Here is a 16,877-nt window from a genome sequence, read left to right as displayed (position 1 = left end):
GGAAAAGCATATAATGAAAGTATATTTTGCATATAGCCACAAAAAAGGATGAGAAAATATGAACATAGTTGTTTTATCCAGTATCGTTGCTGTTTGTATGGCTGTTGGTGCGATGTTTATTCGTTTAAAAGCAGCTAAGAAACCTGCAACATTGAAAAAAATTATACTTCCACCATTTTTTATGAGTACGGGAGCGTTGATGTATGTTTTTCCTGAATTTCGATTAACTCCAGCAGAAATGTTAGAAGCAATTGGCGTCGGTTTGTTTTTCTCTATTTTTCTTATTAAAACATCTAAATTTGAAATTAGAGGACAAGAGATTTATTTGAAGCGTTCGAAAGCATTTGTCTTTATTTTAATCGGATTACTTGTCGTGCGTATTGTATTTAAAACATATTTAAGCCAATCGCTTGATTTAGGACAACTTAGTGGGATGTTCTTCTTGCTGGCATTTGCGATGATTGTGTCATGGAGAATTGCCATGTACCGTTCCTTTACAAAATTACAGAAGGAAATGGAAAAAGAAGATGGTTTTTATAATGAAAAAGATATGAAATTAACTTAAAAACTGTATATGTATAAAATAAAAAGACAGCGTTTTTTGACGCTGTCTTTTTATTTTATATTGCTAACATCTTCTATTCCAACCGCGCCGGATAAAACGTTCCCCATTAAAGAAACAATTTAAATTTGGTGAGACGAACGGACCGATAAACGGAATAATGTTTGGCTCTGAAGTTTCATCAACGAAAGTCGGTGGTTTAGTAGGATCTGGTCTGAGTGTATAGCGAATGCGGGCGGTATTTTGAATGAGACCATTTCGTGGCTCTGCTGTTACTTGAACGATAAAACGAACAACAACGGATTCACTTGGATTAACAGTATTGATAAGAATACCGATAGTTGGGCTAGTTCCGGGACGTGCTACTCCATTTACTGTTACTGAATTTGGATAGAAAGTAACTTCAGGAGGAAGTGGGTCGGTAATGAGTACGTTATTTACTGGGATGGTGCCATTGTTAGTAAAGGTAAGTGTATATGTGATGAAATCACCGAGATGGGCGCTATTTACATTTGCGGTCTTAATAAATGTGTTTGGCTCATTAGGGTTTACTTCTATCGTAATTGGTGGTGTTGTAGTCGTTGTTGTGATAGGTGGTCTAGTAGAGTCGGGTTGAGAAGTATACGTAATGGATGCGATATTTGTAATCATTCTATTAGCTGGAAGTGTAATAACCTGTACTTTGAATGAAATAGTTACGGATTCTGTTGGATTAAGAGTTCCGACTGGAATGCCTGTGGATGGATTTGCGTTTGGAACGGGAATGTTATTAATTGTGACACTATTTGGAACGAATGATGTGCCGACAGGAAGTGAGTCTGTAACAGAAATGTCAGTGACAGGAATCGTACCTTCATTTTGGAATGTGATAGTAAATGTAATCGTATCACCTACTGAAACGATGGATTTATCAGCGGTTTTTATCGGGTTAATAGTCCCAACGTTTACAGGAGTAATTGTAGTAGGTGTAGGCGTAGTAACGGATACAGGTGGTTTAGTAGGATCGGGTTGGTACTGGAAGGAAACGTTACCTTGGTTTTGAATTTCTCCGCTTGGTGGAATTGAAGTAACTAGGACACGGAAAGAAATCGTTGCGGATTCAGAAGGAGCAAGTGTTGAAATTGGGATGCCTGCTGATGGATTTGCAGTTGGTTGCGGCACGTTGTTAATTGTGACACTATTTTGGATGAACGAAGTACCGATAGGAATTGTATCAGTTACAAGTATATGATTAGCAGGAATGGTACCTGTATTTTGGAGAGAAATCGTATACGGTGCGAGACGTTCTCGAGTAAGTAATGCGGGAGCATAGGCGACAACGAGGACTATTCTTAATTGTAGAAACATCGAAAACAATAAAGAGTAGGATAACTGTTCAGGCGAGTGAGAGGAATGAAGGAGTAACGCCCCGAAACTCTCCCAGTGAGATTCCCAACTGCATACACTCGGCAGAGTGAGATGTTGGAAGCAGGGTAAAACATGCGGTTACGGTTCGTAGTGTCTATATGGATAACCGAAAGCCAGCAGGAATAATAAACCGGCTGGAACTAACTAAGTACCGTATGCTGTCAACCGACAAGGTGAGAATGTGTAAACACTGACGAACTTGCGAATGTACACCTCGATAGGTTTACGGGTCAGAAATGATTCGGAGTCTGAAAATAAGACTTGTCTAATGGATTGGAAACATCGCATAGTGACCAATCCTAACGTTGTTACAGGCAACGGAGCTAGACACGGGGTAAAGCAAGCACCTAAATCGGAGATTGAAAGATCTTTAAAACAACGATAGTCTGAACGGAACGTCGAAAGCCACTAACGTTGGGTCTATGACTCTATCGGCGGATATAGTTGAATACGAAACGGGTAACCGAGGGAAGTATTCTTAATAGTGGTGAGAGTAGTGGCACGACCGTTGAAGATTCTGTAATGGAATTGGAGGAACAGCCACAAGCCTATTTGTAGGAACTGAAATTTCATCTAATCTTGCATGGATTCTGGTAAGACTCAAAAGGTCACCAAATCAATATGAGAGTAGGTGATAGACCATGAATGATAGAACTAAGTCCACGCCAAAGAATAAGAAACTAAGACACAACGAATACTACGGTATCCAAACTTTCTTAGATAACTTATACCAGAAGGCAACAAAGAAAAATTCTTTTAAAAATTTAATGCCTATCATTATATCAGATGAAAATATACTCCTCGCGTTTCGTAATATTAAAGGAAACAAAGGGAGTAAAACAGCAGCTTGTGACAATGTAAACATTAAGGATATTGAGAGAATGGAACAAAGCTATTTCTTGAACGAAGTAAAAAGACGCTTTCAAAACTACCAACCGCAGAAAGTAAGGCGCAAGGAAATACCGAAACCCAATGGGAAAACCAGACCTCTGGGAATACCAAGTATGTGGGATAGGATTATCCAACAATGCATCTTACAAGTAATGGAGCCTATCTGTGAAGCACACTTCTGTAACCGAAGTCATGGATTTCGCCCAAACAGAAGTGCTGAAAATGCTATAGCAGACGCAACAAAACGGGTAAATCAGCAAAACCTTACATATGTGGTGGATATAGACATTCAGGGATTCTTTGACGAAGTAAGTCACGTCAAACTCATGCGCCAACTATGGACACTGGGTATTCGTGACAAACAACTACTAGTCATTATCCGGAAAATATTGAAAGCGCCAGTGCAACTGCCTAACGGCAAAACGATATTTCCGACCAAAGGTACCCCGCAAGGTGGTATCCTTAGTCCACTACTCGCCAATGTTAACCTTAACGAATTTGACTGGTGGATTAGTAATCAATGGGAAACTTTCAAAGCCAAGAAGGTAAAGCCGAGATTGAAAGATGGGATTTGGAGTAATGACACTGTAACATATTGTCTATCCAAAACATCCAAGATGAAACCAATGTATATCGTAAGATACGCAGATGATTTTAAAATCTTTACAAATACACGTAGGAATGCGGAGAAAATTTTCGAAGCAACTCAAATGTGGTTAGAAGAACGTCTAAAACTGCCTATCTCAACCGAAAAGTCTAAAGTAACCAATCTGAAAAAGCAACAGAGTGAATTCTTAGGTTTCACTCTTAAGGCTGTAAAGAAAGGTAAGAAGAACGGTAACACACGATACATTGCAGTAACACACATCTCTCCAAAAGCACTGGAAAAAACAAAACAAGATTTAGCAAAACAAGTGAAAAGGATACAGAGAACCCCAAACTCTAATGAAACAATTAAGAGAATCAGTATATACAACAGCATGGTCATTGGTAAGCACAACTATTATAAAATAGCAACGCATGCTTCCCTGGATTTCAGTAAAATGAACCATAGTCTTGGTCACATGATGTATAACAGATTCCCAAAGTCAAAAATTAGAGGAAAAAGCAACACAAATGGATACACGAATATAGGGAAATATAAAGGGAAAGACAGAGGTATTAAACCATACCTAAAGTCAAAAGCGATGAGATTTCTCATGAAATGTCCTATTTTACCAATCTCCTATATTCAACACAAAAAACCGATGATGAAAAAGCAATCTATTAACAGATACACCGCAGAAGGACGAGCCCTTATACACAAAAACTTGGCAGAAATAACCGAAGCGGAACTGAAATGGTTAAGAGAAAACCCAGTTATAAATGAACGGGCAACCATAGAATACAATGATAATCGAATTTCTCTTTATATTGCACAAAAAGGAAGATGCAGTGTAACAGGTGAGAAACTCTCGCCTTGGGACATCCACTGTCACCATAAGCGATTATGGAGTGAAACAAGGGATGACAGCTACAAAAATCTTACCATCATCAAGCCAAGTGTCCATACACTAATACACGCGACCAATATAGAAACCATAAACCAATTCCTCAATAAATTAAAACTCAACGAGGAACAGTTAGGCAAACTTAATAAATTGCGGAAATTAGTCAAAAATGAGGAAATCTGTATGTAATCACAAAATGAAGTGGATATGGAACATGAACAACTAGCGTTGTTTGCTTAGAGCTTATCATTATTAGATGAAAAGAAAACTACAATATAGGTGGACCGCGGTATGCCGTGAAAGTGGCACGTACCGTGCGGATCGGGGGAAAAGTTGGAGATAACCTCAAAGACTTACCTATCGACAATTAATGATATCACCTAAAGTAACTGTTTCCGGCGTGGCTGTTTTTTTCGGATTTAATATAGCTGTAGTTACATTCGTTGTGTTAATTGGAGTAGGGTCTGTAATTGTAATAGGAGGTTCACCAGGACCTGGTTCATATGTGAAAGTAACAGTTGCTTGATTTCGAATAATACCACCAGGTGGTACACTTGTGACTCTTGCTTGGAATTGAACAGTAATTGTATCGTTTGGATTGACTGTTCCAACAGGTATACCTACAACAGGATTTGCTCCAAGATCTGAAATGTCATTTATTACAACAGTACCTGGAAGAAACGTTAACCCATTTGCTAACGGATCAGTAATGATAACGGAAGTTGCAGGGACTGATCCGCGATTTTGGAAGGTTACAGTATACGTTATGATTTCATTTATATCTACAATTTGTTTGTCGGCTAGTTTATTTGGGTTAGGTGTAGGTGTAATAACGGATACTTCAACAGTTGGAGTAGGATCTGTAATAGTAATAGGGGGTTCGCTAGGGTTTGGCTGGAATGTGTAAGTGACAGTTGCAGTGTTTTTAATAATACCGTCTGGTGGGAGTTCAGTTACAGTAACTTGATAAGTTAATGTAACAATTTGTCCTGGAGTTACAGTCCCAACGTTTACACCATTATTTGGATTTGTTCCAGGTTGCGTGACGCCATTAATCGTAACGCTATTCGGAATGAAAGTAGTACCAGATGGAGTAGGGTCTGTAATAATAACATCTGTCGCATTAATATTCCCGACATTTTGGAACGTAATTGTATATGTGACAGTATCACCAAGATTAATAGTTTGAGGGTTACCTTGTTTGTTAGGATTAATAGTAACTTCACTTACTTGCGTCTTTGTAGTAGGTGTAGGCGTAGTAACAGATACAGGTGGTCTAGTAGGATCTGGCTGATATTGGAATGAAACGATCCCTTCATTTTCAATAAAGCCTGTCGGTGGTATCGAAGTTACTTGAACTTGGAAAGTTACGACGGCTGAAGTGTTAGGTTCTAATGTACCGATAAGAATTCCGGAACTAGGAACGATACCTGGTTGCGTGACGCCGTTTATCGTAACGCTATTCGGAATGAAAGTAGTACCAGCTGGAATAGGATCGGTTACAAGTACATTTGTTGCAGGGACAGTTCCTGTATTTTGTAAGGAGATTGTATAGGTGATTGTGTCACCTAATAAAGCAAATACTTTATCAGCGGATTTTGTAGGGTTTGTTGTTGCCGTGTTGACATTGGTAGTAGTAGGAGGCGTTGGAGTAGTCACTGTTACTGGAGGTTCTCCAGGATTAGGTTGGAATGTGTAGGTGATAGTAGCTTCATTTATAATAATTCCGTTAGGTGGTATGGAAACAACGCGAACTTGAAAAGTTACAACAACTGATTGACTAGGATTTAATGTGCCAAGAGGAATGCCAAGAGCTGGATCAACATCACTAGTTGGGATACCATTAATTGTTACACTATTTGGAATGAAAGTCGTACCAACTGGAATCGAATCTGTAAAAATGATATTTGTTAGTTGAACAGTTTGTAAGTTTTGGAATGTAACGGTGTACGTAATGATATCGTCTATATCAACGTTGTTTCGATCAGCCGTTTTCGATGGATTAATAATACTATTAATGATTTCAGTATTAACTGGTGGTGTTTCTTCTGTTTTTGTAATAGGAGGTTCATTTGGATTAGGCTGAGAGGTAAAGTTGATTGAACCAACATTTGTAACAACCCCATTAGGGGGTATATTCGTAATCGTTACTTGGAACGTAATGGTTATTATTTGATTTGGTTGTATTGTACCAATGAGTATCCCAATGCTTGGATCAACACCTGGTTGTGAAAGGCCATTTACTGTAACAGAATCTACAATAAATTGTGTGCCTACTGGTGGTTGATCAATGACAGATACATTTGTCATAGGAATATTTCCAGTGTTTTCAAGGGTAATTGTATAAGTGAGTGCATCGCCAATGTTAGCGATTGGCAAATCTACTGTTTTTGTTGACTCTAATTCTGCATTTTGTACAATTGTTTCTGCGATTGGAGTCGGTGTGGTTGTTGTAATAGGCGGGAGTGTCGGATCTGGTTGAGATGTGTAAGTGACATTTGCTTCATTTGAGATAATGCCATTTGGTGGTAAAGCTGTTATTTGTACTTCTAAAGTAACAGTCACTACTTGTCTAGGGTTTAATGTGCCAACTGGGATTCCTGTTTCAGGGGTCAAATTAGGTTGTGGAATGCCATTAATCGTAACGCTACCAGGGATAAATGTAGTTCCAGTAGGGATAGAATCTGTAATAATGACATTAGTTGCAGGTATATTACCAGTATTTTGAAGGGTGATTGTATAAGTGAGCGTATCACCAATACTTGCAAACTCACGATCCACTGTTTTTTGCGGGTTCGGGTTAGCGGTACGAACAGGTAAAGTTACGGTAGGAGTCGTTTCTGTTGTTGTAATAGGAGGTTCGCTAGGATTAGGCTGAGAAGTGTAGGTAACACTTGCTGTATTTTCTATTTTTCCATTAGGAGGAATAGCGTTTATTTGAATCTGGAATGTAACAGTAACTGTCTCGCCGGGATTAACTGTTCCAACAGGAATTCCTGTGACTGGACTTACGCCGGGTTGAGCGACATTGTTTACAGTAACACTATTCGTAATAAAAGTTGTACCCGGTGGTAAAGAATCTGTAATTGTTACACCAGTAGCAGGTATAGTTCCTTGGTTTGTAAATGTGACAGTATAAGTTACAATATCGCCAATTTCTGCAAACGTAAGGTTTGCTGTTTTTGTTGGACTTATGACTACAGTTTGGATAGGAGTTGTTGTTTCAGGAGTTGTTTCTGTTTTTGTGACTGGAGGTAAATTTGGATCCGGTTGATAATTAAATGTTGCACTACCTTGATTTCGGATTTCGCCGCTAGCAGGGATGTTTATTACTCGTACTTGGAAAGTAATCGTTGCGCGTTCGGATGGCGCTAAAGTTCCAAGTGAAATTCCTGATGATGGATTTGTTCCTGCTTGAGGAATCCCATTAATCGTAACACTATCTGGAATAAATACAGTACCGGCAGGGATAGAATCTATTACTGTTATATTCGTAGCAGGAACAGTACCGGTGTTTTGAAATGAGAGAGTATAGTTAATGACATCATTTAATGCAACGAAGGAGCGATCTGCTGTTTTTTGTGGATTTAGTGTAGCGGTATTAACTGCTGTTTCTGTTTCAGGAGTTGTAATAGTTGTCGTAACGGGAGGTTCATTTGGATTTGGCTCGTATGTGAATGTAACATTTGCTTGATTTCTAATAACTCCTCCGGGCGGGATACTATTTACTACACCTTGGAACGTAACTGTAATACTTTGGCCGGGATTTACAGTGCCGACGGGTATACCAATTTCAGGGTTTTCTCCAAGTTGTGATGTGCCATTTACGACAACGCTACCTGGAACGAAAGAAACACCAGATGGAAGTGTATCTTTTATAATAATATTTGTAGCGGGGACGGTCCCTCTATTTTGGAATGTTACAGTAAAAGTAATCGTATCCCCTATATCAACAACTTGTCGATCAGCAGATTTTGTAGTCGTTGGATTAGGATTATTAATTGGAATGTTTACACTTGGAGTGGTGGTAGTTGTTGTGACAGGAGGCTCACTTGGGTTCGGTTGATATTGGTAAGTGAAGGATGCTTGGTTTCTAATTATTCCATCAGGTGGTAAGTTTGTAACGACAACTTGATACGTGATTGTTTTCGTTTCTCCGACAGAAATGGTACCAAGTGGTATACCAAGTGATGGGGCTGCTCCTGGCGTTGTAATGCCATCGATTGTAACACTATTTGGAACGAAAATAGTTCCGTTAGGTGTAGGGTCTGTAACGACTACATTTGTAGCCGGAACGGTCCCGTTATTTGTAAATGTGACCGTGTAGGTAATCGTATCTCCTAAATCAGCAACTTGTTTGTCGGCAGATTTTGTAGGCGCTGTAATAACGGTCCCAACTTGAGTTTCTGTTTTAGGAGTTGGGGTAGTTGTTGTAACAGGAGGCTCATTTGGATTAACAATATAATTAAATGATACACTGCCTTGGTTTTCTATAATTCCATTTGGCGGGACACTTGTAACTTGAACTTGGAATGTAATTGTTTTTGCTTGATTTGGATTTAAAGTACCAATCGATATACCGTTTTCAGGATTACTGTTAGGTTGTGAGACACCATCAATCGTGACGCTATTTGGAATAAATGTTGTACCGTTTGGAATTGGATCTGTTAGTACAATATTTGTTGAGGGAACAGTGCCGTTATTTTGTAAACTAATTGTATACGTAATAACATCACCAATATCAACGAAAGTACGATCAGCAGATTTTGTAGGGTTAACTGTAGCGGTATTAACGGAGACTGTAGTAGGTGCTGTCGGTTCGGTTGTGGTAACCGGCGGTCTTGTTGGATCTGGCTGGTACGTATATGTCGTTGAAGCTTCGTTTGCAATAACACCGCCAGCTGGAATTTGTGTAACAAGAACTTGGAAAGATAGTGTTTTGGTTTCACCGGGATTAATTGTTCCAACCGGGATTCCTAGTGCGGGATTTGAATTTGGAACCGGTACATTATTTAAGATTACGCTATTCGGAATGAATGTTGTACCAGTAGGAATGGTATCAGTAAAAACTACATTTGTAGCAGGGATCGTACCATCATTAGTGAAAGTAATCGTATACGTAATAACATCACCAATATCAACAGTAGTTTTATCCGCCGTTTTAACAGGGTTTGTAATAGCGGTGTTAACAGGAGTAGTAGTAGGTGGTGTAGGGTTTGTTGTTGTAATAGCTGGTTTTGTAGGATCTGGTTGATACGTAAATGTTGTGGTTCCGATATTTCGGATTAGGCCATTCTCTGGGAGAGCGGTAACTTGAACTTGGAAAGTGACAGTGACAGTATTACCAGCTGCGATTGTTCCAATTTGTATACCACCAGAAGGGTTTACGCCAGGTTGTGAAGTACCGTTAATTGTGACGCTATTCGGAATAAATGTAGTGCTACTTGGAATTGGATCAGTTACAATAACGTTCGTTGCAGCGATGTTTCCTGTATTTGGTACAGTAATCGTATACGTAATAATATCACCGATATCAGCAATTTGTGGACTAGCAGTTTTTGTTGGATTTACAATTGCAGTTCGTACAGAAGTAGTTGTTGGAGGTGGTGTTATCGTAGTGGTTGTTGAGGGTTCAGCCGGATTCGGTTGCGACGTAAATGTTACATTTGCTTCGTTAGTAATCGTTCCGTTAGCTGGGAGGGAAGTGACTTGGACTTGAAATGTGACAGTTGTAGTTTGACCAGCAGGAATTGTACCTAGCGGAATATTTGTTGGAGTTACGCCAGATTGCGCCGTTCCATTAACTGTAACACTGTTTGGAATAAAAGTAGTGCCAGTAGGGATAGGGTCGGTGATGGAAACATTTGTCGCTGAAATATTACCGTTATTTGGAACAGTAATCGTATACGTAATGATGTCACCAATATTCACAATTTGTTGGTTTGCACTTTTAGTTGGATTTATGATAGTAGCATTAATTTGTGTTTCAACTATATTACTTGTAGAGTTTCTGTTAATTGGTGGTTGGTTTGGTGGATTATATTGAAAGCCTGAAGTTGCACTATTTGGAATAGGGTTAGGTGTAGGGAGAGTATTAACTTGAACTTGAAACGTAATTGTAGCATTCCCGTTTGCAGCAATCGTTCCTACATTTATTCCAGTAGCAGGATTATCTGTAGTAGAAGTACCATTAACTGTAACGCTACCCGGTACGAACGATGTGCCGGCAGGAGGCGTGTCTGTAATGATAACATTATTAGCAGCTAATGTGGCTTGATTTGTGGCCGTAATTGTATACGTAATCGTATCACCGATAGTAGCAATTGTTTTATCTACTGCTTTTGTTAATGCGACATTAGCTGTGAAAATATCTGTATTAACAATATTGCTTGTTGTCGTACGTGTGATAGTGGGTGCGTTAGGTGCAGGTTGAAATTCGTATCCAAATGATGCTACGTTACTTGCAACTGGTGGGGTAGGGACACTTGTAACATCTACTTGAAAGGTAATTGTAACAGAGCCGCCAGCAGGAATGTTGCTAATGGGAATACCAGTAGCAGGATTTCCAGCTGTTGCAACGCCATCAACTGTAACGCTGTTTGGAACGAAAGTAGTGCCAGCGGGTATGGGGTCTGTAAATGTAACGTTTTGGGCAGGAAGTGTTCCGGTATTTTGGACAACGATTGTATAGGTTAAACGACTTCCTATTGTTGCTATTGCCATTAGATTCGTCCTTTCTGTATAAATTTAAATCCGGTCAAGGCATGGAATATTTACAAATAGCATTATTTAATAATCTAGAAACAATACTATGTGTAAATATTAGTATAAAATGAGCTCGTCATTGCATCCTATTCAAATTTAAATGAATAGGAATAGGCAAAGGCTTTTTTTTTGCCCAAATTAGTCTGTGCATATACAAATGGAACTTTTTTTACTTGTTTGCATTAAATGAAATAGCGAATAAATATTTATCTTATATGGAAGGGGAGTGGAATTGTTGGCTTTTGTACAAACATATACGAAAACGGACTCTTTATTTATGGTACACACAGGGAATACAGTTGGCATGCGTGGTATTACAACAGCGACGGCGTATCAATACAATGCATTAATAACAAGAGATACAAATTTAAGTTTTGCAGGAGTTCCTTCTTCGGTAGATCCATTAACTTTTGCGGGAACGACAAATGATTGGACATTAAATGGTTCTTGGGCAAGACTTAATCCTTCAGTAACAGATGTACCAGCAACAGCAACTGTAGACTTTGCAATGCTAGTATGGCAAGGAACATTGAGTGCAACTGTGACAGAAACGGTGGTAAATAACAATATACCTACTTTACAAACACCGGATGGGGTCACTCATACAATTACGAGTGTTCCTGCATGGGGAGAGACGAGATCAAGCGGAACATTTCAAGGTACCATTTATACACGTGCTGCAAATGTAACAAATATTCTACAAGGGCTTTCAAATCGAGCAGCGGGGGATTATTTTGTAGAAAGGGTTCCCACGGCAAATCCTCCGACGCAAGGGACAGGCGTAGGATGGGCATTGGTTGTTGTATATCGCGATAATTCATATCCTATTAGGAATGTTAGTTTATATACTGGTTTACTCATTTCTACATTGGGTGAGACAGCAACGATTTCAAATTTTATCACTCCAGCTGTAGCGCCGGTTAATGCTCGTGTATTTACAATGGCAATTAATGGTGATACTGATGCGACAGGTGATAGATTTAACTTAAACGGTACGGGACTTTCAGGACCTAATAATTTAATAAATAACTTTTTTGCTTCACAAGTAAATAATTATTTGGGAAATTTAAATACAGTCGGAAGTTTTGGGGATAGAAATATGCCAATTGGTACTTCTGCGACTAATCGGCGTGCAGAGTTTGATGTGACAAATGTACCCGCAAATGGCGTGTTAACAGCCGGTTCTACTTCTACTACCGTGAATATCCCAAATACATTTGATTATCTTTACGCTGGTGCTGTCGGTTTACAAATAGATTTAGCGGAGGCACGTTTAACTGCTACAAAATCAGTAATAGTGAGTTAAAAAATTGAAAACTTTAATAAAATTTTTTATCCTAATAGGAGTGAATTCTATTGGCTTTTGTTCAAGCTTACGGTAAAAACGATAACTTATTTATGATGCATACGGGTAATACGATGGGAATGCGCGGTACTGCAAATACAAACTTTGCTTACAATGCACTTATAACATTAAATACAGATTCTACTTTTGGAGGAGTTCCTTCATCGACGGACCCGAATACATTTGGAGGTACAACAAATGATTGGACATTAGATGGCTCATGGGCTGAATTAAATCCATCAACTACTATCGTTCCAGCTACGGCGGTTGTAGATTTTGCGTTACTTGTTTGGTCAGGTGGATTGGATACGGCTGTTACAACTGCTGTTGTTGATGCGAATCCTCCAAATTTAGTTACGCCTGATGGAACGAGTACACAAGTGACAATTAATTCAGCATGGTCATCAGAAGGGACAAATCTCCCTTTTATAGCCAATGTTTATAATCGAGCAGCAGACGTTACACCTTTACTGCAAGGTTTACCGAATCGAGCAGCAGGAAGATATAGTGTGACAAGATTACCTACGCGTCAGCCAGTTGGTTATGGTGCAGGATGGTCGTTGATTGTTGTATATCGTGATTCCTCATATCCGATGAGAAATGTGAGTTTATTTCCAGGTTTTTTATTATCCGGTACACCACAAACCATTTCAGGATTTTTTACACCAGCTACAGGGACGGTGACAGCAAGAGCTTTTGTAATGGCGGTAAATGGTGATCCGAATTTTACAGGTGATAATTTTCAATTGAACTCTGTGACATTAACAGGACCAAATAATCCAATAGGGAACTTTTTTAGAGGGCAAGTAAATGATATTAATGGAAATTTAAATACAATTGGTAGTTTTGCAGATCGGAATTTTTCTGGAACGACTACAACTGCAAATGCAAGAGCTGAGTTTGATATTACAAATGTAAATGCAACAGGTTCTATTGCACCAAATACGACATCTACACAAGTAAATATTACAGGTACTGGAGATACAATTTATACAAGTGCGGTTGGATTACAAATAGACTTGGCGGAGGCTAAATTAACAGCAGTAAAATCAGTAACTGTAAGTTAAAAAAGATTGCTATAAGTTAGCAATCTTTTTTTATGAGGTAGATTTTGTTAGTAAAGATTGATAATGAGAATAATCAATCTTTTTTTCTTGTAGTTTTTTTACTAAAAATTTATGATCACGCTTCGGTGTAGCAATAATATACCCTTTAATAATTAAATCTTGTGTAATTTGAGAGGCTTTTTCTTGTAAGGCTAGTTCACCGATTTTGCCAGCAATTTTTGATTTAGCAACATCGCGAAATAGCTCTGGAACAGGACTTACGAGCTCTTCTAACAATTGTTTTTGTTCGTCATCCCATAAATGCCTCGTTTTATTAATATAGTGCTCTTCCCAATCTAAAATGGACATACCATCTTCTTTTGGTAGTCGTTTTAAAAATTTTCTGAACATAAAGTATCCACCGATAGACATAAGTCCTAATAAAATAACAGTCCACAGTACAATAAACCAACTGAACCATCCTTCGAGCAAGAGTATCCCCCCTTAATGATTGCGGTTTTCTTTTATTTATATTATAAACAGTGAGATTCATAGAAAGCAAGAACGCTTGGTCATTTTGACCAAGCGTTATCATTTAAACGAAGTATAGTTGTTCCACACATAAATTATTATTATCATCTTCTACATATTCAATGATTAATGTGCCAACTTTACGATCTTTATCTTCAGTTGTGAAAATAGAGTAAGAAGTAAAACGTGCTGTTGATAGGCCGCTTATATGTGTAGGTAAAGAAATGTAGTCGTTATCGCGGAAGAATTCCATCAGTTCAATATCCTCAAATTCTTTTCGGTCAACTTGTTTGTTTGTATAGCGGCGTTGAAGTTGTTTTAAAGACTCATTCCAAGAAATTGCTTTTGTGTCGTATACCATTTTGTTCTATCTCCTTACTGTATGTAATCATTAAGAACATACGTTCTAATCTAGTATACTCTTTTTATTAGAAAAGGGAAAGCAAAAAATAATGTAAGCTTGGATTTCCAAGCTTACATTATTGATGCGTCCGTCATAATCTCTATTTTTTATTATATGTTAGATAAGAATAAGAAACAAGATGATATATATTTCGTTGATAGTTTTCAATATTCTGTATATTATAGTTTTACTAAAGCGCAAGGGAATGAGAGGAATGGCATATGTAATTTCACTCCAAGGACCGATGGCAAGCGGAAAAACGACATTGGCTAAAAGGTTAGAGCGATGTGGGTTTTCAGTTATATATGAAAACCCTTATCCAATTGTAGAAAAGCGAAGAGTATTAAATTTGGATATAAATTCAAAAGAAGGGTTTATTCTAAATCAAAAAATGTTTATAGAAGCTAAAATAAAAGAGTTTCAAAATGCGAAAGGTTCAGTCGTAATTTTTGATCGTGGACCAGAAGATATTGAATTTTATACAATCTTTTATCCAAAGATTATAGGAGAAGAGTGGGATATAGAAACTGCATTAAGAGATGAATTATATAAATTAAGAGAATGTCGTTCAGATGCTATTTTTTATTTAGATGGCTCGGAAAGTAATTTATATAATAGAAAAAATAATGATAGAACAAGAAACAGAAGTACATTTGAGGAGCAATTTAAATTAGTAGAAACTGAAAAAGACTGGTATAAACAATTTCCTGTAACTTATGTGGACACGAATAGATTAACAGCGGAAGAATTAGAGGGATATTTTATGGATTGGTTAAAGGAGAGAGGGATATGAAAAAAATACTTTTATTTGTATACCCAACATTTGCGGAGTTTGAAATAACAGTAGCAACGGCATTGCTGAAAAATAAATATGAAATCATTACAGCTGGCTTAACGAAAGAATTGATTATAAGTGAAACAGGTTTGCAAGTGCAACCGCATATAGAATTAAGTGAAGTACGTGTAGAAGAATATGAGGGGATTATTATTCCAGGCGGAGATGCGATACATATGAAGGATGCAGAAGGACTCTTTTCAGTCATCCGTCAGTTTCACGAACAAGAAAAATTAGTAGCTGCTATTTGTGCTGGGCCTTATGCACTAGCAAAAGCAGGCTTATTCAAAGAAAACCCGTATACAGTAACTATGGATTATAGAAAATTAGATTGTTTTCCAGTAGAAAATTTTGTGTATGAAGAAGTTGTGGAACATTCAAACATTATTACAGCGCAGGGGCATGCATTTGTACCATTTGGAATAGCGATTGCCTCTTATTTTGGGATAGCGAACGAACACAATATAAATTTTTACAGTGGTAAGGGGAATGTGATGATGGAGGAGCTTTTGCCTGAGAATGTATAAAAGCTAGCATTTGCTAGCTTTTTTCTTTTTGACATCGATAAATGGCTAACGTTTTCGGATCGCGCCATATACCGTTATGAATTGCCAATTCATTTTCTACTTCTTCTTTTAGCCATTCCTTCATTTCGGCGTGAAGATGTGTATTATCAGGTATATTTAGCGACGGAAACATGCTAGAAATATAGTTTACAATTGGAGTAGCATGATGAAAAACGAGAGCATTATGAATAGCTGCTTCTTCAACAGTTGAAAAAACAGACTGTAATATCTCTTTACCATTTTCCAAACAAAATGGCGTGACTGAAGATGTTGTTTTCGGTAAATCAAATGCGTCTAACATGCGATTACACATTTCAACTATACGAGGTAATGTAACGTCAGAATTTGTAGTAGCTAAAAGTGAGCCACCAGGACGTATTACTTTATGGAACCCTTGGATAGTTCTTTCAACATCTTTCATATGATATAACATATGTCTTGCGACGATCCAGTCGTAGCAATTGGCTTCAAAAGGAAGTTTTTCAGCGTCACCTAGTCTCCATTCAATTAAAGTATTTGTTTTAGTGGCTTCAGAGAGCATGGCTTCTGATTGATCAAAACCTGTTAATTGACCTTTATGGCCATTCGCTTGCAAAAAGGAAAGAAATTTTCCGTTAGCGCACCCAACCTCTAATATTTTCTCGTCTCCTTGAAGTTGTAAATGATCCATGACGACTTCATCTAAATTCACTTGTTTTTCTTCGTAATGTTTATGCGTATCAATACGTATTTGCAAATGGTTGCTTACATTGTACTGGCGTTTTACATCATTCATCTTTTCGCATTCCACCTTCGTGCAAAATTGCTGAATTGCGTGCGTTAATACGTCGGTTTTCTTTAAGCCTTCGTAATGGAGTGCAGCTTCAAACCTTTCAAGTAATTTTTCTTCAATTCGAAAATGAATGTTTTTTCGCTTTGTCACTGAAATCTCTCCCCCTTTGTATCGGTTAGTGAGACTATAACACGCCTGAAAAATTTGTGTAAATCATTTGTGTACACAAATGGAGGGGATGAAAAAATTGTTTGAATGTGAGTT

Annotated in this window: 9 protein-coding genes and 2 pseudogenes; 6 read left to right on the top strand and 5 right to left on the bottom strand. The window is 38.0% G+C overall.

Going from position 1 to position 16,877, the window contains the following annotated elements; translation table 11 throughout:
- Positions 1 to 58: 58 nt before the first annotated feature.
- Complete coding sequence (locus EGX95_RS16660; protein WP_001028639.1) at positions 59 to 565, top strand: CcdC family protein; 507 nt, start codon at positions 59 to 61, stop codon at positions 563 to 565.
- Between the two features lie 63 nt (positions 566 to 628).
- On the opposite strand, the pseudogene EGX95_RS16655 reads toward EGX95_RS16660, so the two are convergent.
- A pseudogene (locus EGX95_RS16655) lies at positions 629 to 1,837 on the bottom strand (hypothetical protein); the annotation flags it as partial.
- Between the two features lie 773 nt (positions 1,838 to 2,610).
- Here EGX95_RS16655 and ltrA point away from each other — a divergent pair.
- The gene (gene ltrA / locus EGX95_RS16650; protein WP_000999901.1) at positions 2,611 to 4,539 is read left to right on the top strand and encodes a group II intron reverse transcriptase/maturase; all 1,929 of its coding nucleotides are present in this window, start codon (positions 2,611 to 2,613) and stop codon (positions 4,537 to 4,539) included.
- A 180-nt stretch (positions 4,540 to 4,719) separates the two neighbouring features.
- Here ltrA and EGX95_RS16645 read toward each other — a convergent pair.
- Positions 4,720 to 11,073 (bottom strand): annotated as a pseudogene (locus EGX95_RS16645) (hypothetical protein); the annotation flags it as partial.
- 277 nt (positions 11,074 to 11,350) lie between these two features.
- Between EGX95_RS16645 and EGX95_RS16640 the strand changes: the two are divergent.
- Together EGX95_RS16640 and EGX95_RS16635 are read left to right on the top strand one after the other, a co-directional pair.
- Positions 11,351 to 12,421, top strand: a complete 1,071-nt coding sequence (locus tag EGX95_RS16640; protein WP_000896247.1) for a hypothetical protein — start codon at positions 11,351 to 11,353, stop codon at positions 12,419 to 12,421.
- A gap of 50 nt (positions 12,422 to 12,471) precedes the next feature.
- Complete coding sequence (locus EGX95_RS16635) at positions 12,472 to 13,527, top strand: hypothetical protein (RefSeq protein WP_000896225.1); 1,056 nt, start codon at positions 12,472 to 12,474, stop codon at positions 13,525 to 13,527.
- 30 nt (positions 13,528 to 13,557) lie between these two features.
- Here the strand turns inward: EGX95_RS16635 and EGX95_RS16630 are convergent, their stop codons facing one another.
- Both EGX95_RS16630 and EGX95_RS16625 read right to left on the bottom strand, forming a co-directional pair.
- Positions 13,558 to 13,998, bottom strand: a complete 441-nt coding sequence (locus EGX95_RS16630; protein WP_000889384.1) for a DUF2621 domain-containing protein — start codon at positions 13,996 to 13,998, stop codon at positions 13,558 to 13,560.
- A gap of 103 nt (positions 13,999 to 14,101) precedes the next feature.
- On the bottom strand, positions 14,102 to 14,398 hold the full coding sequence (locus EGX95_RS16625) for a hypothetical protein (protein WP_000262403.1): 297 nt from the start codon (positions 14,396 to 14,398) through the stop codon (positions 14,102 to 14,104).
- Positions 14,399 to 14,645: 247 nt separating this feature from the next.
- On the opposite strand from EGX95_RS16625, the gene EGX95_RS16615 reads away from it, so the two are divergent.
- A complete protein-coding gene (locus EGX95_RS16615; protein WP_002028186.1) occupies positions 14,646 to 15,233 on the top strand; it encodes an AAA family ATPase in 588 nt (195 codons plus the stop codon).
- Complete coding sequence (locus tag EGX95_RS16610) at positions 15,230 to 15,802, top strand: DJ-1/PfpI family protein (RefSeq protein ID WP_000722204.1); 573 nt, start codon at positions 15,230 to 15,232, stop codon at positions 15,800 to 15,802. The genes EGX95_RS16615 and EGX95_RS16610 overlap by 4 nt, the downstream gene beginning before the upstream one ends.
- A 13-nt stretch (positions 15,803 to 15,815) precedes the next feature.
- Here EGX95_RS16610 and EGX95_RS16605 read toward each other — a convergent pair whose 3' ends face one another.
- A complete protein-coding gene (locus EGX95_RS16605) occupies positions 15,816 to 16,763 on the bottom strand; it encodes a class I SAM-dependent methyltransferase (protein WP_000166812.1) in 948 nt (315 codons plus the stop codon).
- Between the last annotated feature and the right edge of the window lie 114 nt (positions 16,764 to 16,877).

Origin of the sequence: Bacillus sp. FDAARGOS_527 (assembly GCF_003812125.1) — a bacterium.
In the GTDB taxonomy this organism is placed as follows: Bacteria; Bacillota; Bacilli; order Bacillales; family Bacillaceae_G; genus Bacillus_A; species Bacillus_A paranthracis.
The sequence above is the reverse complement of the archived record's forward strand: the minus strand, read 5'-3'. Positions and strand labels throughout refer to the sequence as shown.